Below are 21,994 nucleotides of genomic sequence, written 5' to 3' on the forward strand. Positions count from 1 at the left end.
TGATAAGATGACTATATTGTGATATATAGCTATATGCAGTCTATGTCTCTAGAGATAGACGCACTGTGCGTGTATGAAGTCGATCGCACCTTTCAATCTTGTAACAGGAATATATTCAAGAACTAATCTACAGACGGTCTATATCACACATAACATAATAGAAGTCTTCCTTTTATCTTAATAATGAATGGGGCGAGTATAGCGTTTATAATTACAACTAATATCATATTATTTCTGTATTCACTCAGGATGCATAGATATCTACATGTTTTGTGACCCGGTATGAATGTTAATAACTTAGCTTTATGTTTAAATCATCAACAACGCGCTGCAGTATTTGCGCCACGTACTAATTTTTTAGTTTTAGCCGGAGCAGGTAGTGGGAAAACCCGTGTGTTAGTATACCGCATTGCTTGGTTGATAGAGGTTGAAAAATGTTCCCCTCAGTCAATTTTAGCTGTCACTTTTACTAATAAAGCAGCTGAGGAAATGAGAGAACGTCTCAGAGAATTAATTGGAGCATTACAAAGTTCTATGTGGATTGGGACTTTTCACTCCTTGTCTCATCGTTTTTTATGTAGTCACCATCTCATGGCAAACCTATCAAAAGATTTTCAGATTATTGACACTGAAGATCAGATACGCTTACTAAGACGCTTAATACATTCCATGAATCTTGATCTCAAACAGTGGACGCCTCGGCAAAGTCTGAGGTATATTAATTTAAAAAAAGACAAAGGTTTACGCCCTAGTCATATTGCAGGCTTAGCGTGCCCTATAGAAAAAACATGGCTGCATATTTATCAGGCTTACCAAGCTGCTTGTGATCGTTTGGGCTTGGTAGACTTTACTGAATTACTATTGCGGATTTGTGAGTTATGGAGGAATAATCCAGATGTACTTGAGTATTATCATAGAACATTCACTAATATTTTAGTAGATGAATTTCAAGATACTAATCATATGCAGTATAATTGGATTCGCACGATTTCTGGTAAGAGTAGTCATGTCATGATTGTTGGCGATGATGATCAATCAATCTATGGATGGAGGGGCGCTAAGCGTTCTAATATGAAAAGCTTCCTGAAGGATTTTGGATTGGCAACCGTCATGCGCCTTGAGAGAAATTATCGATCAACATGTCATATTCTGGAAGCTGCTAATATTTTAATTGCTAATAACAATAGTCGTTTTGGAAAACAGTTATGGACTGAAGTTACAGATGGAGAATTAATTACGATTTACTGTGCTCTTAATGCATTTGATGAGGCCTGTTTTGTAGCAGATCGTATGCAAGAATGGGTTCAGAATGGTGGCGTATTGTCTGAATGTGCTGTGTTGTACCGTAATAATTCTCAATCTCTAGAAATAGAAAAAGTGTTATCGCAGAGAGGGATTATATATCAAATTTATGGCGGTATGAGATTTTTCCAACGACAGGAAATTAAAGATGTGCTGGCCTACTTGCGCTTAATTGCAAATCGAAATGATGATATATCTTTTGAACGCGTTGTAAATACTCCTCCGAGAGGTATTGGGGCTGGCACATTAGAGGTGGTGCGACAGTTAGCACGTGAGTGTGATTTACCTTTTTGGGAATCTACTAAAATTTTATTAAAAAAGAAAGTGTTTGCTTCCCGAGCAAGCTGTGTTTCTTTAAGGCGTTTTCTTGAGTTAATAGACTTACTAGACTCAGTCACCCATTCTATGCCGTTATCTGTGCAAATCGAGCGCGTGCTTCAGGACTCAGGTCTCTGGTTGATGTATGCACAGAAGCGAGATGAACATGACAAAAGACGTATGGAAAACTTAGAGGAGCTAATTCATACTACCCGGCAATACGATAGTGATTTTTGTGATGATGGAAGCGTAAGTCCTCTGCCGGTATTTCTGGCGCAATCTATACTTGAAGCAGGAGAGAGATCCGCTCACAAGATCCAGGATGCTGTGCAGTTAATGACTATGCATGCTTCTAAGGGTCTGGAGTTTGCGCAGGTGTTTATAGTTGGTATGGAAGAGGGTATTTTTCCTGGCCAGATTTCTTTAAATGAAGAGGGAGGTTTGGAAGAAGAGCGTCGTCTTGCCTATGTTGGAATCACTCGCGCAATGATCAAACTAACATTAACTCATGCGATAAATAGACGATTATATGGGAAAGAGGTTTGTCATGAACCGTCTCGTTTTATTAGCGAGCTACCATCTAGATGTATCGCAAAAGTGCGTTATAGTGAACGAGATAGTCAAAGGCTACATTATACGAGCACAGATATCAACGCTACGGGTATAATGAATGATAGTAATTTACAAATAGCTCAACGAGTGCAACATGCAACATTTGGGCTGGGGACTGTCATGAATACTATAGGGTGTGGTGAGCAAAAACGTATGCAGGTAAATTTTGATCATTATGGTGTTAAATGGCTGCTTGCTGCCTATGCTAAACTAGACGTACGGTGATCTATATATAGAGTTTTAACATAATATTGATAATGTTATAGGGTCTCATAGGAAGAGGCAGGAGTGTAGGGCGGTGATTGTAGCACCCAGTGCATATATGATGACCTTGATATATAATGTTATAATGGTATGTATATCAGAGATGCGCTCGATTATTTGCATTACAGAGATTTTTTGAGATAATTTTATTTTTTTCAAAATCGCATATGTGATTAGGTTTTATTTCGTATGGCAAGAGTGTGCAATAGATCTTTTTTTTACAATGTGATTAATATTACGGCGATATATAAAACACCAAGCATTTTATTGAACAATGAAGGATTGTATTATAGATTATAATTAATTTTATCCGTGTTATATGTGTAAATTTAAAAAAAATTATTTGGTCTGAGTGCGTTTTTTTCGTTAGTTTTTAGTGGGAAAAGATATATATATTTATATTAATACTTTGCTAAAGAAATGTGTTATATGCGTCGTATTTAATAGAGAGTTTTTTGGCCGAAGGGGTGAATACATCTAGGTTGCTCGCATAAATTATGTAGGATAAGAAGCAGTATTTTGTATTGGAACAAGGATCCATAATTTTGTTCAATTTTCATTTGAAAAAATAATAGTTTGATAAGCTTAGTCAATTTTAATAAAAAGGAGTATGACTATAAAAAATAGATTCTTTAATCATCTCAAGCTTAAATTAGAGCGAACACGTAATTACTTTGGATTTGGATTGAGTAAATTACTTCGAGGCAAAAAAATTGATAGTAACCTTTTCGATATGCTCGAAGAACGGTTTTTGCTTGCGGATCTTGGGGTAGAAACTACTAATCGCATTATGAGTAGGCTCAAGACTCAGGTGAACCACAATAAAATTAATGATGTGGACTTACTTCATCGTCAGCTACAAATAAATCTATCACAAATACTTTCTAAAGCAGAGTTAGTTTTAGATATTTCATGGGCATCACCATTTGTAATTTTAATGATAGGAGTCAATGGCGCTGGGAAAACAACTACTATTGGAAAGCTCGCCCATCATTTTAAAAATGAAGGTAAATCAGTGATGTTGGCTGCAGGAGATACATTCCGCGCCGGAGCTGTTGAACAGCTAAAAATATGGGGGTCGTGTAATGATATTGAAGTTATCTCGCATAAATCTGGCACCGATGCCTCTGCAGTAATTTTTGATGCGATGCAAGCTGCTAAGAAGCATAAGATAGATGTTTTGATTGCGGACACATCTGGTCGCTTGCAAAATAAAGCATATTTGATGGATGAGATAAAAAAAATCATTCGTATTATCAAGAAACAAGACGTTACAGCTCCGCATGAGGTGATGCTAACCATTGATTCCAGTACCGGGCAAAATGCTATTAGTCAGACTAAAGTTTTTCATGAGGCGGTGGGTGTGAGTGGCATTACTCTAACTAAGTTAGATAGTACAGCTAAAGGAGGTGTAATCTTTTCACTAGCAGATCAATTTAACATCCCCATCCGCTATATTACTTGCGGTGAAACTATAGAAGATATACATGTCTTTCAGGCAGATAAGTTTATAGCAGAACTGTTTTCTAAAGAGAAGACGATCTAGTGGTATGGGTGAAAAGAAGCATGCTGACAATAAGAACAGGGCGACAATGCAATCATGCTTGTCGACTATTATGTAGAGAGCATTTATCATTGTATTTTATATATTAAATGTAATTGGTAAAGATTTTGTAGCTTATCTGTGATGCACAGCGCCGGAAGAGAGTAATAAAATATAATATAAAAATCGTATCTTATTGTATAGAAACGGCTGATAGTGAAAATATAGAGTAATTTTATAGCATGTTATCAGCACCTTATTTTATAAATTTTAGATTGTTATTTGGTTTCTCTAGAATAGCTCATAAATTGTAAAGGTAGTGGAAAGATCTTTTGTAAGATAGTAGTTTTTACCATAAAGTACATGGCTAAAAATAGTTGAATTCAAAAACATAGAATTTAAAAAATCTACAAAATGATATGATGCGCATAATCAAGTCATACCTTTCAAAAAATTAATGTCAAAGACTTAATCACTGCATGGTCTCATCATGTAGGTATTCAATAATACGTGAAATATTTAAAATTATTGCAGTACACATAGGAGTTATTAAAGACATATTTGGCGCATAATAAATCGAATGTAGAATTCTGAGAATATTTAGAATACAACTGTTTTCAGTTAAAAATCTTGTGCTTACCAAGTACATATATATCCACAATATTTGTAAATGCATATAAGTTTCAACAAACTACTTTCAACGAGGTAATCAGGTTGCTCTCAGCTATCACTGATCAATTAAACTATTTTTTCACAGTTGATACAAGAGTAATTGATAAGGGTATAGTGATAGCTATAGCATTTTTACAAGTACTGTCGAAGGAGGTATGAATATAGCAAACAGTCTTTGTGTAGTCTTACTACTACTATTCATTTAGTATTGCATGAACTTGATTATTTTTAGACTGAAGAATAAGTAATAAATTATGATTAGTAATCACTGGTTGAGTTTGAAAACCAGCAGAATCTACTTGTTTTTGTAAAACTAATCGACCATTATCGGGATTAATCCAATGTATATATCCTTGTTGATCGCCTACTACTAAATGATTACAATATAACACAGGTGGTGTCAGATGTCGATTAAGCAGATGACTCTGTTGCCAAATATAGGTACCATTTTTAATATTTATCTCCATTAATCTATCTTCTTTATCAACAACAAATATGCGATTCATATAAAGCACCATAGCATGCACCGACCCAATATTACGATTCCATAAAATGTGACCGGATTGTAAATCTAGTGCTGTAAAGTTACCATTATATGCTACAGCATACACCACACCATTTATAATTAACGGAGTTATGTCAACATCAGATAACCGATTAATGCCTCTAATACCTATTTTTTTAGTAATTTTTTGTTGCCATATTATTTTTCCTTGATTGCTTGTCAGCGCACTGACGTTACCGTTATCTCCCCCTACAATAACAGTACCGTGTGAAACAACGGGAGAAGATTGCCCGCGTAGACTAAATGCTGGTACATCAAGATGAATAGACCATTGTACAGCACCATTAAATTTATTAAGACCCTGTAACATTCCATTACTGGTATGTACTAATACTAGATTATCACTAATTACCGGGCAAGATAAAACCTCGCCAAGCACATGAGTTTTCCAGACAATTGAACCATCTCTAATGTTCAGAGCAAAAACTGTTGCATGCTCAGTCCCGACATAAAGGTAATTATTATGAATAGTGAGTCCACCAGAAAGCAATGCTGGGTTTTTGTTAGAGAATAAGCTTATGTATTCAGCAAGATTAACTTTCCATCTTTCTTTGCCATCAATAACATTCAGTGCTGTAACGATACCACTTTGATCCGCAGCATATATGGTGTTATTAGAGGCTACTGGTTGTAATGTTGAATAAGTATAAGGTTTACCATCCCCAATTGTTTTGCTCCAAACCTTTACGGGCGCAGATTTATTGTGTGTAGTAGAAAGAATTGACTTGGTGTCAAAATGATCGATATCACTAGACCAAGAGCACCCACTTAATAGCGTGAGTAATGTTAGGTTTGTGAGAAGTATTTTATGAAATACCATTACAGTCCTCATTGTAATATTTGTAGAAAGGTGCTTAAGGTAGACCTGAGTCCTCTCTTATGCTTAACTCTACTATAGAAATATAGTTTGCTAAATAGCATCTATCAATAATAGTATATTCAACACGCTTCTATTTCGAGCATTCTTTAAAAAGTATTACAGAAATATTACCACAAGATAAGCATGTATCCTATTGGTGCTCGCTGGATATAGTTTTTATATATACAAGATTAATCATTCGTACTTGCAGCGTGGTTATGAGTATGCCATAGTGAGTATTTTGCATATTTCATGTATCTGGGTAGAATGGGTTGATCTTTAAAAGCATATCTGATACAAATATAATTTATCTACAAATAATCATTAATTTTCTAAAAAATTCATGGTTGCTTGCTCCCAATTTACGATATTCCAGAAAGCTTTGATATAGTCCAGGCGCTGGTTTTTATATCGTAGGTAGTAAGCGTGCTCCCATATATCTAGGCACAAGATAGGTTTACCATATGTACCAGAGATGGCTTCTCCCATAAGCGGACTGTCTTGATTCGCGGTAGATGCTACTACTAATTGATCTTTTTGCTGTACTAACCAAGCCCATCCAGAACCAAAACAAGAAGATGCCACTACCTCAAAGGAATTTTTAAAATCTTCAACACTGCCAAAATCTTTTTCAATTGCTTGTTTTAATTTACCCTGTAAACAGGTCTTTGGTTTTAAGATTTTCCAGAAAAAGCTATGATTAGCGTGTCCTCCTGCGTTATTGCGTAGTAGGGTTCTTTTATTATTTGGTAGTCTATCAAGTTGAGAAATTAGAGTTTCTACTGTAATATCGGCAAAATCAGTGCTGTCTAAAGCTATATTCGCTTTATTTATATAGGTTTGATGATGCTTTTGATGATGTAGTATCATTGTTTGTTGGTCAAAATATGGTTCTAACTTATCATATCCATAAGGGAGGGATGGTAGTGTATAGCGCATAGTTTAACTCCAAAATAGTAAGGAAAGTATGAAGTGATATAAAACATAAACACTTAATGTTAATGATCACCATCAGATGGATTTTAGCATAAAATATCTCATCAATAATAAGGGATATTCATATTATAACAATTTGTTAGCAATTAGGACATCGATCTTAGTAGAAATTTTCATTTCTTAAGTATCTATTAAAGTCATTAATATCTCTCACATATAGATCTCTCACATATCAGAGTGCATATTTAATCTTTATCAAAGCACTATCTAAAATTTTTCCATGATCTCTGAGAGAGATTATGAAATGATACTATAGATCTTTTTCACATTATGAAGCCATAGTATTGGAGATATGCACATGATCATTAGGGGAATCCATAAATCATCTTTTATGTATTTTTTTGTTTAAATGCGTAAGGGTATTTTAATGCAAACATACAAAGTCAGGGTTATTAAACTCTTATAAAGTTATGGCTCGGATCGCATTGCTGAGGTAAGTTTAATGTTGTACATGTATACAATATGCGTCTCCATATCTAGTTAAGCGGTATAACAGGATTATTTTGCATAATATTTATTGCCTAATTTATATAATATAGCCTATCATTATCAGTTCGCGTACTTTTATGTGATATTACCATGTAATATAATAAAGTTCTTTGCATTAGCAAGTTTTATTTGATTGAGATCAATTCTCAATTCTGCTGATTATCTAAATTAGTTCTTTGCTACGACCTATTTTAAGTGTTATTTCTCTGATTGGTTCATGGTGATATAAAAAAGGGAAAATGTTATTTTAGATTGATGAGAAATATAGCTTCTATATAATAAATACTGTTGTGATATCTCTAATAGTTTGTGAATAATATCACTATATTAATTGCCAAGATGATGACAGGCATCCTTTACGTGTAATTATGATCTTAACCTATTCATATAAGGTGTATTTTTATTATAAAATTGTGTTTGAGGAAACAGATACACCTTCTAAAAAAAGCTGTGACTGATGTATTATGTATATCTTATTATGAAGAATGAAGAGGATTCAAGAGTACATAAACTTATATACCCATGGTACGTGATTCAATCGCAGCATATTGTATCTTCTCTACAGTGTGCGTTAGGTATTTTCAGTTTTTGGTGAATGATGACAATCCATCACGCATGATGCGCATGGAAACTAGATGTTTGCGCTTGCAGATAAAGACGGGATATATCAGAATTAATGCCAATTACTATAGTATTTTTTAGAATTATACTGAATCTCTCGTTAGAGAGAACTTGAACGTACGCAATATGCATAGCGTATTTCTCGTCAATGTCCATCATGTACTATGGTGATAAATTATTATTATAGCATCTCGTGCATTTCTATCAAACACGAGAAGTACTCATTACTGATCATTAAATAAGGATATATAAATATATGCTCTAATCTAATATTATTAGATTATATACTCGAATCGAATATTATTGGATTGCACATACAATAGCGCAGTTGTTTTTTATAAAATTAATACCATTGTATAGTACATAATTTTATTTTATAAGAAGATCTGCATATATTATCATAGAGGTCATGAGGTTGGTAGAGGTGTTTTAATATAGAGAAGGAAATACAATGAGCCTTAAATATGTGTCAGCTGGATGTCATATCCCAGATGATATTTATGTAATTATAGAGATTCCATCGTCTTCTCATCCAATTAAATATGAAGTGGATAAAGAAACTGGTGTGCTATTCGTAGATAGATTCATAGCTACTACTATGTTTTATCCTTGTAATTATGGTTACATAAATCAGACTTTGTCTGAAGACGGCGATCCATTAGATGTGTTAGTTCCCACGCCGTATCCACTACAACCTGGTAGTGTTATTCGCTGTCGTCCTATTGGTTTAATGAAGATGATTGATGAATCAGGACTAGATTCTAAGATAATCTCTGTTCCAGTAAAAAAAGTCACGCTAGAATACGAAGATATTAGAGATATACAAGATCTGCCAATATTATTACGCAGTCAAATGCAACATTTTTTTGAGCAATACAAGGCTTTGGAAAGAGGAAAATGGGTTAAGATAGGTAGTTTGGAAGGTGTTGTTTCTGCTAGAGAGGAAATTATCGCATGCAGTAGGCGATTTACAGATCGTCAGGTGCTTGATAGTAATTAAAAATTATTATTTTCTGCATGGTGTCATATGATGTCTCAATTTTGGTATTAAGTAAAAAGATGTAGCGAAGTGTGACGTAGCACATCAAGTACAGATATCTGTGGTGTCAGTTAAAAAATGCGTAACTGATGTGCGTGGTGCATAATATTACTCTTCATTTCTTAGTATGATGAGAAGCGGCGTATCCACCATGTCTATGTGCAAATATGTTTATCAACATTTTCTTTTATTCTTCAATCAATCATATTAAGAAAATTTTTTATTGAGCTGAAATTACAGAGTGGCTCAATAACATTGTTATCATAATCATAACGACTCTACTGTATTGTATATAATTTTAGCCTGTGGTTCTATAATTTAATATTGCGATATTTTTTGAGAATGATATTAGATACAGATGTTGCAGTGTAACTAATACATACAATTTTATCAACGCAGACATCTATCTATACACAAGACGGTAGTATGAATGTTTAAATTTAGTATGTGAGGGATTGTGTTAAATGCATGGAGTCTGTCAAACGCTATAGAATAAGCGCCTGAGGTGATGATACTGATCTATTTTAGATATCGGTTTTTCACTGATATCTAAAATATCTACTATGGTAGCGTTATGCCTTTGGTGATAGAAACGCGATAGATTGGTGTGGTTCATGTATTTATTACAGCATTAGAGGTTTTGTTTTAGAGTATTATTCATGGACACAAAAGTTTGTAAGCTTGAGCAAAGATCTTAAATATCAAAGTCATTTTATGACGTCTTGTTGATGTCCAATATAAATAACCTGAAGTAAAATAACACTGCCAGATCGTACAATTATTAGGAGCCAAAGGTGTCGACAGAAACTATTTTTAGTAAAATTATTCGTCATGAAATGACAGCTGATATTGTATACCAAGACATACTAGTGACCGCATTTCGCGATATTTCTCCCTGTGCTCCCACACATATCTTAATTGTACCGAATATTTTAATTCCTACCCTTAATAATGTTTATCCTAGTCATGAAGCGCTGTTAGGTCGAATGATTACCACAGCAGTAAAAATTGCCAAAGATGAGGGAATTGCAGAAGATGGATATCGCTTAGTTTTCAATTGCAACAAAAATGGTGGACAGGAGATCTCTCATATTCACTTGCATTTACTTGGCGGGATGCCTTTGGGGCCTATCTAACATTTGTTTTTGTGATACCATCATAATGGGTGCATATGACCTCTTTTCACCACACCAGAGGGGTTAGTATTTATAATTGTTGGACCAGCAACGATCTATGAAGTAGAAAAATATTACTTTAAGAGTATCTCATAAGTATGGGCACATTCACACATAGGTAAAATAAAACATTTATTTGGCGAGATGGTTTTACTATTATTTCTATTTCATGGAGTCAATTTTTTTATAATATATTGAAAATATTCTGATCTTCTCTGTTTTTGTGTAATGGTTTTAAAAAAAAGAACTGTATTAAGTGTTATTTATTAATCATCAGCGTGCGATGGTTTATTAAAACCAAGATAGTAACATCTATAATTTACGGAGCATTCATGCGATCACAATGATTGAGTTTTAAACTTGTGCCTAATGTAGTAAGATTATTTTCCCGTTCATATATTTTGAATTATACATTAATGTTTAGTATGAAAGAAAATACTATAGGCGGATCCTTAGTTTAGAATGATTACACTATGGGTAAAGAGAAAGAGAATCGAGCATTCACTGATATTCTAATCTAATTTACATGATACTAGATAAAAAATTCTATACTGTGATAGTGATAGTTATCACGACATTAAAAGATGGTATTACATGTCATTTCAAGCACGTTTGCGTTTATCTAGTGTGTGTTAGAAAAATCATGTAGTATGGTTACTCTGATTGTAATGCTTGTATAGCGGTCAGAGCAATAGTATATACAATGTCATTGACTAGCGCACCGCGTGATAGGTCGTTCACTGGTTTGCGCATGCCCTGTAACATAGGTCCAATAGAATTTATATTTGCTGCGCGTTGTACTGCTTTATAGGTAGTATTGCCTGTATTGAGATCCGGAAATATAAAAACTGTAGCCTGTCCGGCAACGGGTGAGCACGGTGCTTTAGATTTTGCTACATCCATCATAATAGCTGCGTCATATTGTAAAGGCCCGTCTATTAATAAGTCTGGGCGCTTGTTTTTAACAATATATGTTGCTTCTCTGATTTTTTCAACATCTTTACCAGACCCTGAATGACCGGTGGAATAAGAAATCATTGCTATACGCGGTTCGATTCCAAACGCTAGTGCTGAATGTGCAGATTGTATAGCAATTTCTGCTAATTCTTGTGCATTTGGATTTGGATTGATGGCGCAATCACCATATACCAAGACTTGTTGAGGTAACAGCATAAAAAAAACTGAAGAGACTAGAGAGGTATGCGATGCTGTTTTAATAAGCTGTAGTGCTGGTCGAATAGTGTTTGCAGTAGTACTTCTGACGCCAGAAACTAGACCATCTACTTCACCTTTTTCAAGCATCATAGTGCCTAGTACTATATTCTCTTCTAGCTGTGTTTTTGCCATACAGGTGTTCATACCTTGTTTTTGTCTTAGCTCTACTAAACGGCGTACATAGTGTCCACGTATATCAACTGGATCAAGTATTTGAATATGCGCTCCAAGCGTGACATTGAGTTCTAATGCAATATTTTTTATATTTGTTTCGTTGCCTAACAGTATACAAGTAGCCATACCACGTTCAGCAGCTATGGAGGCCGCTTGAATAATCCGGGGCTCATCGCCTTCCGGCAGAATAATACGTTTGCATACTTGACGAGATAACTTAGTTAGTTGATGTTTGAACGCTGCCGGGGAGAAACTCTGTCTTTTTTTGGTAGATTGAGATAAGGATGTAATCCATGTAGTAGAAATATTATGAGCTATATGAGCATGTGCGTTATGATTATTCTGCATGTTGTCTATAGCGTTTTCTAGGATAAAGGTCTGAAGATTCTGTGCTGTTTGTAGGGTATCTGTTATGACTTGAAATATTGGTACACCCGTTTGAAAAGCTTTGGTGCATAAGTTCCAAATAGTGAGTGGAATAGAAGAACGGCCTATTAATAGGATGCCAGAAATTTCTATGTCTCCTATGGTCGCTAAGCAGGCTGCTAGTAATAAATCTAGACGTTCTGAAGATATGACGAGCAAGGATCCCACTTGTAAGTGTTCTAACATTGTTGTGATATCGTGAGCACAAAACATTACTGATGTGATACGTCGGGATTCGCCATAATGAATGGCGGTGGCATCCAAGTAACGAAAGACATCTATAGAAAAGGGGGCTGTTAGTTCTACCTGCCATGGCACATAGCCTAAAATTGGAAATTTGCTTGCGGTGATGAATTCTTGTACATCTATACTAGATAGCGATTGATTTTTAGAATGTTGGAAAATATTGAATATCTTTGGGTAAAGATGAGGTGTTGTTCTGAAGAGATCATTCCTGCGATTAACGATAACCCCGGCAATATTTGTGTACTCAGGTAGGCTAGCATATATGAGTTCTATCTGTTCTTGGATTTGAGACAAGGACTCATCACCTACTGTTGTTACAACTACTATCTCAGCATTCAGTGTGTTGGCTATTTCATAGTTTAGGCGTACAGCCCATGGGTTGGCATCACTAGTTTTCAGACCTTCTACTAATACAATTGCATCTTCATTAGTTTTATTACTATAATTCGAAATAATCTCTTCCATCAGTATATCCATATGACCAGATTTTAGTAGGTCTTTTACACGGTGTGCTGGAATAGTAGAATCTTCAGCTACTCTATGCGGTGGATCTTTTCTTGTATCATTTGTAGGAACTTTCTGTATGGTCTGATGAGGGATTAAAGCAATAGGTGTAAAAATACATAAGTGAATTCCTGTGTTTTTTGCCGAGAGCGTAATCCCGTATAAAACACTCATAAGATTCATATAAGTATCAGTAGGAATAAAAATAATCGCACGTCGCACAGTTAATGTCTCCGTTAAATCTTGAATTATTTTTGTAGAACTGTATCATAGGAGCCCTTAATATTCTCATTCTATACTTTAGAATAGAGCAAGGGCTAACTAAATATTAGTGTACTAATATTTCATAGTTTTGAGTGGTGGTATAAAGATCATCGTATATTTTATATTTGAATATCTGCAATCGATTAATTTCATAGATTTAATAAGTCATTTTATTATAATCTTAGTGATTAGTTAGTATCAAGTAAAAGAGAGTCATTCGGTTAGGAGGATGGCATCTCGAGCAATTAGTAATTCTTCTTTTGTTGGTAAAACAAGAATAGGGAGAGTATTATCTTGATTGATAAACCCAGAACGACCAAATCGAGCAGATAGATTACTTTGATGGTCTATTTTAACACCAAGAAGACTCAGCTTATTAAGTGTTAGTTCACGTACCATATAAGAATTTTCTCCAATTCCACCAGTAAAAATAATTGCATCTAGCTGGCCTTCCATGAGCGCAGTGTAGGATGCAATATATTTCGCTAGTCTATGACAATAGACATCCATGGCGCGTTTAGCGTCGGCATTACATGTGTAGTTCTCTTCTAGATATCGGCAATCGCTGCTAACATCAGTAAGACCCAGTAGACCAGACTTATGAGTAAGCATATGATGGATGTCATCCATACGCATGCCTAGTTTGTTGTGTAAGAAAAATATAATAGAGGGGTCAATATCTCCACTACGAGTTCCCATCACCAGACCTTCAAGCGGCGTCAGTCCCATAGAGGTGTCTACGCATTGACCTTTTAGAATAGCCGCTATTGAGCTGCCGTTACCAAGGTGGCAAGTAATAATATGCAGGTTTGACACTGGTTTTTGTAAAACCTTCGCTGTTTCTTGAGTGATATACTTATGACTAGTTCCATGAGCACCGTAACGCCGAATGCCGTATTTTTTATAAAGTTGATAAGGCAATGCATAGAGATAAGATGCCTCCGGCATAGTTTGGTGGAATGCTGTATCGAATACAGCTACATTTTTCTTAGATAAGTGGGGAAAATTTTTAAGTGCTTCATTGATGCCAACTATGTGTGCCGGGTTATGTAGAGGGGCAAATGATGATGCGTTTTGAATATCTTGAATTAATGCATCATTAATAATTGAGGACTTTATAATCTTTGGCCCCCCGTGAACAATACGGTGCCCTATAGCGGAAATTTTTTCTAATATCTCCGATTGTGTCTTGAGAATCGTTTTGACAATAAAATTTAACGCCTCTTTGTGCGCTGTGCCATGCCCTAGATATGATTCGTTAGTAATTCCATTCAGTCTCCAATGAATACGAGCATTATTAAGGTAGAAGCATTCCGCTAACCCAGAAAGGGGTTCTTCTCCACTTTTTGGGTCAAGAACAGAAAATTTTAAGGAAGAACTCCCGCAATTCAAAACTAATACTAAATTGTTAGACATAGAGGAGCCTATATTTTATCAGTTGATATGATTGATTCTGTATCATGGCAGTGATGAACTGTTTATAATAATTTTGCGATCAAATTAGGATGAGTATATACCAATATTAAACTAATGCATGGGTTTCTATTCATTGTTTAAGAAATATGTAATATGCATTACACTTTGTTTTGGTACACATGCTAATTTTTATTATATAAATGTTAATCTTTATTCCAATCTAAATGTTTTAGGTAAGTTATCCGATGGTAATGCAAGCAGTTGAGTTTTTGATCATCACTATCTCATAAGCAACATTCTGTGTATATCGGCATTGGCGATCATATGGTAGTATAAAGTCATAGGTTTTTGATGTGGACAAAATAAGTATGTAAGGCATATACTAATCTTCTAAATATTATATTTTTCCCAGTGTGTGGAGTAATAGTATGAATATTTCATGTGATATTTGATAATTGAGGATAGACAAAAGCAAAGATTAAGTAGGGAGTTCGTTTATTTTTTATATCGTATTTTTTGATGAAGTCTTATTGTCTGATCAAACTATATATATTTATGATATTTATTTAATAAAATTCGTCTTAGTGTGCGATGCTGATAATCAGGTTGATTTAACTAGAAATGCTTTATATGTATACATGGATGAATCATGTAGTTGTACTGAATTTTTAAAATTGAAAATTACCATACACAGCATTTAAAGATCAGAGTTTATGTGCATTCACAATATGTAAATTTTAAGACAGGGAAGATTTTTATTGTTTTAGATAATTGAAAAGAGTAGTGCAGTTGAGATTAATGATTTACTTAAAGATATCAGGGGCAGCCTTTGCTAAAGATCTAGCAGTCTAATTGTACTGAGATACGCTGTTAGGAAAGCTGGTCAAGTACGAGAGGATATACATATTAGATGTAAGTTAGATGTATGTAATTAGAGACACAGAGTACTCGAAGGGTTATGAAAAGATACTGTTATAATATTGTTGGATTTATACTAGCATACTTTATAGAGCATCGAGCATATCACTGGTAAGCACGATTCGTTTAATAAAAACAATTACAATATCCTTTTTGGCAGCTAATATTATTGATCTAATCACTGCATCTAATATCTAATAGACCTTTTGCGTAAAGGAAATTTGGGTATAATGATTGAGGCATTACATTTTTCACAACGAGTTCTCAGTTGGTACAAAACAGACGGTCGTCATAACTTGCCATGGCAGACAGAGAAGACGCCATATACAGTCTGGTTGTCTGAGGTGATGTTACAACAGACCGCGGTAATCACTGTTATACCATATTTTATGCGCTTTAGAGCAAACTTTCCTGATATTGAGAATGTAGCACAAGCATCATTAGATGAGGTGTTATACTTTTGGTCTGGTCTTGGATACTATGCCCGAGCGCGTAATTTACATAAGGCAGCAAAAATTATATTTGAAGAGCATGCTGGTATATTTCCGCAAACTTTTATCGAAATATTTCATTTGCCTGGCATCGGGCGTTCTACAGCCGGAGCGATTCTCTCACTAGCATTCGGGAAACCTTTTCCTATTTTAGATGCTAATGCAAAACGTGTTTTTTCTCGTTTTTATGGTGTATTTGGGTTATCTGACAGGAGAGCAGTGGAAAAACGCTTATGGTGTATTAGCGAAGCAGTGACTCCCGTTAATAATACCGCAGAGTTTAATCAAGCTATAATGGATTTAGGGTCTTCTATTTGTACGTCTGCAAGTCCTAGTTGTCATATGTGCCCATTATATATAAGTTGTTACGCTAGGAAATATGGAACTGTTAAATTTTTACCAGAAAAAAAAGTTAAACATAAAATGCCATGCCGCACTAGTTGGTTTCTAATAATACAACGAGGACCGGAAGTATGGTTGGAAAAAAGACCGCCATCCGGGTTATGGGGTGGTCTATTTTCTTTTCCTCAATATCATACTGAGGCCGAATTACGTTTCGGATTAGATGAGTATGGTTTTAATGTTAATCATATGTATTTTATGGAGATTGTCCGACATACTTTTAGTCATTTTCATTTAAACATGATCCCTGTTCGCATATCTTTACCAAGATCGTGTGTAAAAACACATTATGGCATAGGTTGTTGGTATAACTTACTTCAACCTCCTATGGTAGGGGTGTCTGCACCCGTAGATCGTTTATTAAAACAAACATGCTCATCAAAAGATTAGATGTATAATATAGAGCATATGGAAAATGGAGGGGGGATGCGATGAGTCGCACGGTTTTTTGTACCTTTTTAAGACGCCCTGCCTTAGGTCAGGATTATCAATTATACCCTGGTGAAATAGGTAAACGACTTTTTAATGAGATCTCACAAGCAGCATGGGAAAAATGGATGGAAAGACAGACTATGTTTATTAATGAAAGAAAACTAAATATGCTAGATATGCAACACCGAAAATCAATAGAAGAAGAGATGATTAAATTTTTATTTCAAGATCGTAAATTTGAGCCCCCAGGGTATAGCCCGCAACAAAAAGCATAGGTTTGGCGAAAAGAATCTAGTGCATCGTAGATATCTCCAAATATGAATAACAATCTAATTTTTTTATTTCTTGTGGGGCCATTACTAGCGTCTTGCTCTCATAAGATAAATGATACATTTTGTGAGGAGTTGGTTAAAGACACGAACGCTTTTGATATTTTAATGGAGCAGTTTGCTTACAATATCGATAATTTATGGGGAGATAAAGAAGTACTTATTGCAGGTCCACAAGACTACATCCAGTATAGTGATCAGTATCATACTCGCAGTCATATCAACTTTTCAGCTGGTCGCGTGACTGTATCTACGATAGATAATAACAATCCTGTAACTAGCTTAAGGAAGGCTATTGTTAATATTCTTGTTATCGGCGATGATCCTTCTGATCTGCACAGTAATTCTGATAGAAAGAAGATAGCACTTTACCCAGAACCATTGTTATATGGACAGGTTGTAAACAATACCGGGCAACTTATTATTCACCGTGCAGATGCTGTGCGTTATGCGGATTACTTACTACAGCACCGGCGAAACTATCGACACTCAGGTTCGCATGTCATTTGGTCAGTGACTATTCCTATGGTGTCTAATCATCTTGATCAACGTGCACGTAAATATTTATCTATTGTTAAAAAAGCTTCAGAGCGATATGGTATTTCTCAGTCTTTAATTCTAGCTATTATGGAAATTGAATCTAGCTTTAATCCGTATGCTGTTAGTCACTCTAACGCTTTAGGGTTAATGCAGATCGTACAGAATACAGCTGGATTAGATGTATTTCGTATGCAGGGTAAGCATGGTCAACCAAGTCGTAGATATTTATTGGACCCAGAAAAGAATATAGATGTTGGAGTAGCATACCTTTCATTATTACAAAGAAACTATTTTGCTGATATTAGAAACCCTGTTTCACGGATCTATGCAGTGATTACTGCTTATCATGCTGGGGCAGGCAGTGTATTTAGGGTGTTTTCGAGTAAAAAAGATCGTGCTGTGTCTGTGATCAACCGTCTCTCTTCTGAAGAAGTATATAAGATGCTAATGGATACACATCCAAGACCAGAATCACGTCGATATTTATACAAAGTTCGCCATGCACAAAAAGCTTTTAATCGTTATTAAACGACATGGTTGTTTAAATCTGACACATTAATGATCACTATTTCTTATAGAATGCAGTAATAGGAATTGACTATTTTATAGTCTTCCACAAGAAATATTGTGATGAGAAGGTTGATAAGATTTTTTCCGCTTAAGCGGAATATAACTTTAGAAGTTATTTCTTGGAAATGTACACACTATCTATAGTGTAATGATCTTATATTCTGCGTGTCATCCCTAAGATGTCATCTTCAATTTTAGAAGGGAGAACAAGAAATGTTATATTTAGTAAGAATTAAATTCTATTTAAAGATCTCAGTGGAGAGAAGGTATCAAAAAAAGAATCTATATGCAGAACGTGTGAGTAATGATTTAAAATCAGCGCATCTGGCATGACATGCATCTTGCATGAAAGATATACACTACTAATATGGCAATCGCAGTATATATATTTTAGAAAAACCTTCACTCTAAAGGGAAGGGAATTTTTATTATATATAATATGATTATTTTCGGCGATATTATACATAATTTATAGACTCCCTCAGGTATATATGAATTATATAAATACTCTATTCGAATTCGCTATTAATATATCTAGATTCTGTATGGTACAAGACCGTAGATCATATTAATCCTCTTGTTTAATATCGGTGCGAGACGTTGTTTGTAATAGGACTGCAGTCCTACGCTCGCCGATAGGCTGTAAGCTTTAACCAAAATCAAACTATAAGCATGAAGCAGAATTCATATCAGTCATAGAACAAAGAGTCTGCTGTATCTAGAAAACGATGACAAATCCTTTTAAATCTAAAAATCTAATGGTTGGTGATCAAATATATCTGATCGCATAAACATTCCTATACTATAGTGTTGACCATCAAATATAATAAGAACTATATTTTGTTTTTTTGAAGTAATTCATAAGAAAAAGAGTGTTTGAGGTTTTGAGGTGATGACGGATGTGCATATTTTATTTTTTGAATTGTCAGTAATATAGTGAATTTATGCTAATTTTAATGTCATGATACTTGGTATGTTCTTTTCTATATCAGAATAATTTTATGCCATGTATGTGGTGTTTTAAATTGTAATCTTTTAGATATGAGAAACCATTTAAGATTTTCTAATATACCAAGCGATAGTAGCGTATATCATGCAATAGCGGGATTCATAACCATTATGATGTAATAGGTGGTTTTTTTCACTAGATATTATCGCATAATATATCATTATTGTGATATGTATACCCATAGTATGAGTAGAGTTCTATAGTGTCTTTATATAATGTAATCACATACTTATTTTTTAATATTTGAGTGCATTGTGAGAATACAAGACAGTGGTAAAATCCATATTAAGATAGCTAGTAAACGTAGTGATATAGCGTCGCATATGCAGTGAGATAGGGTATCTTTGTTCTCGATACTTAATGCGAAATTTTTCTATGTATGTACACTTTTTTCGAAAATGAGATTTCTAATTAATGCATGATTTCAATAAGCCAAACATACTCCTCAGTAACCGTTTTCGTGGTTTTTATCCGGTTGTGATTGATATTGAGACCGCAGGTTTTGACGCTAAAACGAATGCGTTATTGGAGATTGCGGCGATCACGCTCAAAATGGATAGTCACGGTTGGCTTGGAAAAGATGCTATTTTACATTTTCATGTGAAGCCTTTTCCTGGGTTAACGTTACATCCCGAGGCGTTAGCATTTAATGGAATTGATCCAGGAAATCCTCTACGTGGTGCAGTTTGTGAATCAGAAGCTTTACATGCTATTTTTACACTAGTTCGTCAAGGATTAAATAAAAGTGGATGCAATCGAGCTATTCTTGTAGCGCACAACGCAACATTTGATTTAAGTTTTATGAATGCTGCGATTGCTCGTTCAAATCTTAAACGTAACCCCTTTCATCCTTTTGTAACGTTTGATACTGCAGCTTTAAGCGGGCTCGTACTTGGCCAAACTGTACTTGCAAAAGCATGTACAACCGCTGGTATATCATTTGATAATAGTCAGGCTCATTCAGCATTGTATGATACTATGCAAACTGCAGAGTTATTTTGTGAACTCGTGAATCGCTGGAAACGGCTCGGTGGTTGGCCATTAACTCAAGCCGTACATGTATAGATTTGATACAGAATTTTGATTTTATCCTGACGTATATTGCATATCATCTAGTCACGCATAATAGTAATCTAGCAGCAACATTTATATAAAAAAGACGGATAGGGTTGAGTATAGAGTAATTGAGTATAGAGTAATGATGAGGTTGTTTCATTATTTGTAGAAAGAATCTATAGAATAACTTAAGGTATAATGCAAAAAAGATATGTTTCATAAATTAGAAGTCTTTAGCACTATTTAACTCCTAGCTATTTCTGTATAAAAATAAAATTGTATATATACTTCATTAAGCATTAAAAAGGAAGTATAAATGCTGATTTATAGTTAATAACATATCGAATGCTAATGAATTTGTAATGATTTCTACAAAACATAATATAGCAGAAGATGGTCGGCATCTTAATTATTTTTAATTATGTAAGCTGAGTTTTTTGTTACGTTTATCCTCTAAGGTTGCTACGATTCCTGAGAAAAATATCGCAAAATATATATAATTTTTTATAATTATAATATCGAAGCTTTCTAGTATTAATGCCATGCCAATTAAAATCAGAGCGCTGAGTGCTAATATTTTTATTGATGGATTGTGGTTGATATAGCTACTAATTATATTGGAAAAAAGCATCATTACTAATACTGCAATGATTACCGCTGTCATCATAATTATTAGATGGGCCGAAAGACCAACTGCAGTGATAATTGAATCTAGACTAAAAACCATATCTAGTAAAATAATCTGTATGATAGCTCCCCAAAAAGGGTACGCATGAGTGTTCTTTGAGCATGAAATACCTTGTATGTTTGTATACAGCTCAATGCTAGAGCTCAAGAGCAAAAACACTCCACCAAGTAGCAGTATGATGTCTCGTATCGAAAAATGATGACCTTCTACTACGAATAGCGGACCAGTGCAATGCATGATTTTTGTAATAGACACTAGTAAGATTAATCGCATTATCATGGCTGCAGTCATGCCTATTAAATGTGCAGAATGTTGCTGTTGTTTTGGTAGCTTTTCCACTACTAGCATCAGAAAGATAATATTATCAATGCCAAGAATGACTTCAAGAATGGTTAGTGTGCCAAGAGATAACCACATATCAGGGTTGGTAATCCATTCATACATTCTTTATGTTTCCTTAAAAGGGTAGCTCTTCCATTGTCACCATTTTCTGTATACAGTGTGTTATACTTCGTATAAAAGCTCTAGGCTTTGGAAGCATACTGAGCGTGATTTTAGAAAATGGATGGTGTAGTATACATATGACTTATTACAACATAATCATCTAGTACAATATTTTCTTCGATTTATAATGTACGGTATATCCTTGTGCGCTATGATTTCGTTGCAGTTATAAGTATCTATGATAAGAATTTTGTACGACAAACTATTATTGTAAGAAATTTTAGCACTAGACTTCAATAGTGTTGACTAGATTTAAAATAGATAAAGAATATATCTTATAGTTTTAACATCACCCTCAATCAGTGTTATAGTAGGGTCTAAAGATGATCGGGAGTGTGAAAGCTATTTGAGAGAG

General features: G+C 34.7%; 12 protein-coding genes and 1 pseudogene. 8 read left to right on the forward strand and 5 right to left on the reverse strand.

Annotation, left to right across the window (positions count from 1 at the left end):
• Positions 1-282: 282 nt before the first annotated feature.
• Positions 283-2,457 carry a DNA helicase II gene (gene uvrD / locus ERCIKOCA2762_RS00530; protein WP_157988286.1) on the forward strand — a complete coding sequence of 725 codons (2,175 nt, stop codon included), beginning with the start codon at positions 283-285 and terminating at the stop codon, positions 2,455-2,457.
• A gap of 658 nt (positions 2,458-3,115) precedes the next feature.
• Positions 3,116-4,042: pseudogene (gene ftsY / locus ERCIKOCA2762_RS00535) on the forward strand (signal recognition particle-docking protein FtsY); the annotation flags it as partial.
• An 863-nt stretch (positions 4,043-4,905) separates the two neighbouring features.
• On the opposite strand, the gene bamB reads toward ftsY, so the two are convergent.
• The gene (gene bamB, locus ERCIKOCA2762_RS00540; protein WP_157988288.1) at positions 4,906-6,096 is read right to left on the reverse strand and encodes an outer membrane protein assembly factor BamB; all 1,191 of its coding nucleotides are present in this window, start codon (positions 6,094-6,096) and stop codon (positions 4,906-4,908) included.
• A 363-nt stretch (positions 6,097-6,459) separates the two neighbouring features.
• On the reverse strand, positions 6,460-7,074 hold the full coding sequence (locus tag ERCIKOCA2762_RS00545; RefSeq protein WP_157988289.1) for a Fe-Mn family superoxide dismutase: 615 nt from the start codon (positions 7,072-7,074) through the stop codon (positions 6,460-6,462).
• A gap of 1,618 nt (positions 7,075-8,692) precedes the next feature.
• Between ERCIKOCA2762_RS00545 and ppa the strand changes: the two genes are divergently transcribed.
• Both ppa and ERCIKOCA2762_RS00555 read left to right on the forward strand, forming a co-directional pair.
• Positions 8,693-9,241, forward strand: a complete 549-nt coding sequence (gene ppa / locus ERCIKOCA2762_RS00550) for an inorganic diphosphatase (protein ID WP_157988290.1) — start codon at positions 8,693-8,695, stop codon at positions 9,239-9,241.
• Positions 9,242-10,074: 833 nt separating this feature from the next.
• Positions 10,075-10,416 (forward strand): HIT domain-containing protein, encoded by a 342-nt coding sequence (locus tag ERCIKOCA2762_RS00555; RefSeq protein WP_157988291.1) that lies wholly within the window; start codon positions 10,075-10,077, stop codon positions 10,414-10,416.
• A gap of 693 nt (positions 10,417-11,109) precedes the next feature.
• Here ERCIKOCA2762_RS00555 and pta read toward each other — a convergent pair.
• Both pta and ERCIKOCA2762_RS00565 read right to left on the reverse strand, forming a co-directional pair.
• A complete protein-coding gene (gene pta, locus ERCIKOCA2762_RS00560; protein WP_157988292.1) occupies positions 11,110-13,242 on the reverse strand; it encodes a phosphate acetyltransferase in 2,133 nt (710 codons plus the stop codon).
• Positions 13,243-13,497: 255 nt separating this feature from the next.
• Positions 13,498-14,700 carry an acetate kinase gene (locus ERCIKOCA2762_RS00565; RefSeq protein WP_157988293.1) on the reverse strand — a complete coding sequence of 401 codons (1,203 nt, stop codon included), beginning with the start codon at positions 14,698-14,700 and terminating at the stop codon, positions 13,498-13,500.
• A 1,148-nt stretch (positions 14,701-15,848) separates the two neighbouring features.
• Here ERCIKOCA2762_RS00565 and mutY point away from each other — a divergent pair.
• From mutY to rnt, 4 genes are all read left to right on the forward strand, one after another.
• Positions 15,849-16,901, forward strand: a complete 1,053-nt coding sequence (gene mutY / locus ERCIKOCA2762_RS00570) for an A/G-specific adenine glycosylase (protein ID WP_232043100.1) — start codon at positions 15,849-15,851, stop codon at positions 16,899-16,901.
• A 41-nt stretch (positions 16,902-16,942) separates the two neighbouring features.
• Positions 16,943-17,218: an oxidative damage protection protein gene (locus ERCIKOCA2762_RS00575; protein ID WP_157988294.1), complete on the forward strand. Its 276-nt coding sequence runs from the start codon at positions 16,943-16,945 to the stop codon at positions 17,216-17,218.
• Positions 17,219-17,260: 42 nt separating this feature from the next.
• A complete protein-coding gene (gene mltC, locus ERCIKOCA2762_RS00580) occupies positions 17,261-18,340 on the forward strand; it encodes a membrane-bound lytic murein transglycosylase MltC (protein WP_157988295.1) in 1,080 nt (359 codons plus the stop codon).
• A 1,465-nt stretch (positions 18,341-19,805) separates the two neighbouring features.
• A complete protein-coding gene (gene rnt / locus ERCIKOCA2762_RS00585) occupies positions 19,806-20,456 on the forward strand; it encodes a ribonuclease T (RefSeq protein ID WP_157988296.1) in 651 nt (216 codons plus the stop codon).
• A gap of 406 nt (positions 20,457-20,862) precedes the next feature.
• On the opposite strand, the gene ERCIKOCA2762_RS00590 is transcribed toward rnt, so the two are convergent.
• On the reverse strand, positions 20,863-21,579 hold the full coding sequence (locus ERCIKOCA2762_RS00590) for a TerC family protein (RefSeq protein WP_157988297.1): 717 nt from the start codon (positions 21,577-21,579) through the stop codon (positions 20,863-20,865).
• Positions 21,580-21,994 lie beyond the last annotated feature (415 nt).

The organism is Candidatus Erwinia haradaeae (assembly GCF_900698935.1).
Taxonomy (GTDB): Bacteria; Pseudomonadota; Gammaproteobacteria; order Enterobacterales; family Enterobacteriaceae; genus Erwinia_E; species Erwinia_E haradaeae_D.

Coding starts and splice junctions, on each gene's coding strand:
- uvrD (WP_157988286.1), top strand. CDS start 283: ATGAATGTTAATAACTTAGCTTTATGTTTAAATCATCAACAACGCGCT.
- bamB (WP_157988288.1), bottom strand. CDS start 6,096: ATGGTATTTCATAAAATACTTCTCACAAACCTAACATTACTCACGCTA.
- ERCIKOCA2762_RS00545 (WP_157988289.1), bottom strand. CDS start 7,074: ATGCGCTATACACTACCATCCCTCCCTTATGGATATGATAAGTTAGAA.
- ppa (WP_157988290.1), top strand. CDS start 8,693: ATGAGCCTTAAATATGTGTCAGCTGGATGTCATATCCCAGATGATATT.
- ERCIKOCA2762_RS00565 (WP_157988293.1), bottom strand. CDS start 14,700: ATGTCTAACAATTTAGTATTAGTTTTGAATTGCGGGAGTTCTTCCTTA.
- mutY (WP_232043100.1), top strand. CDS start 15,849: ATGATTGAGGCATTACATTTTTCACAACGAGTTCTCAGTTGGTACAAA.
- ERCIKOCA2762_RS00575 (WP_157988294.1), top strand. CDS start 16,943: ATGAGTCGCACGGTTTTTTGTACCTTTTTAAGACGCCCTGCCTTAGGT.
- mltC (WP_157988295.1), top strand. CDS start 17,261: ATGAATAACAATCTAATTTTTTTATTTCTTGTGGGGCCATTACTAGCG.
- rnt (WP_157988296.1), top strand. CDS start 19,806: ATGCATGATTTCAATAAGCCAAACATACTCCTCAGTAACCGTTTTCGT.
- ERCIKOCA2762_RS00590 (WP_157988297.1), bottom strand. CDS start 21,579: ATGTATGAATGGATTACCAACCCTGATATGTGGTTATCTCTTGGCACA.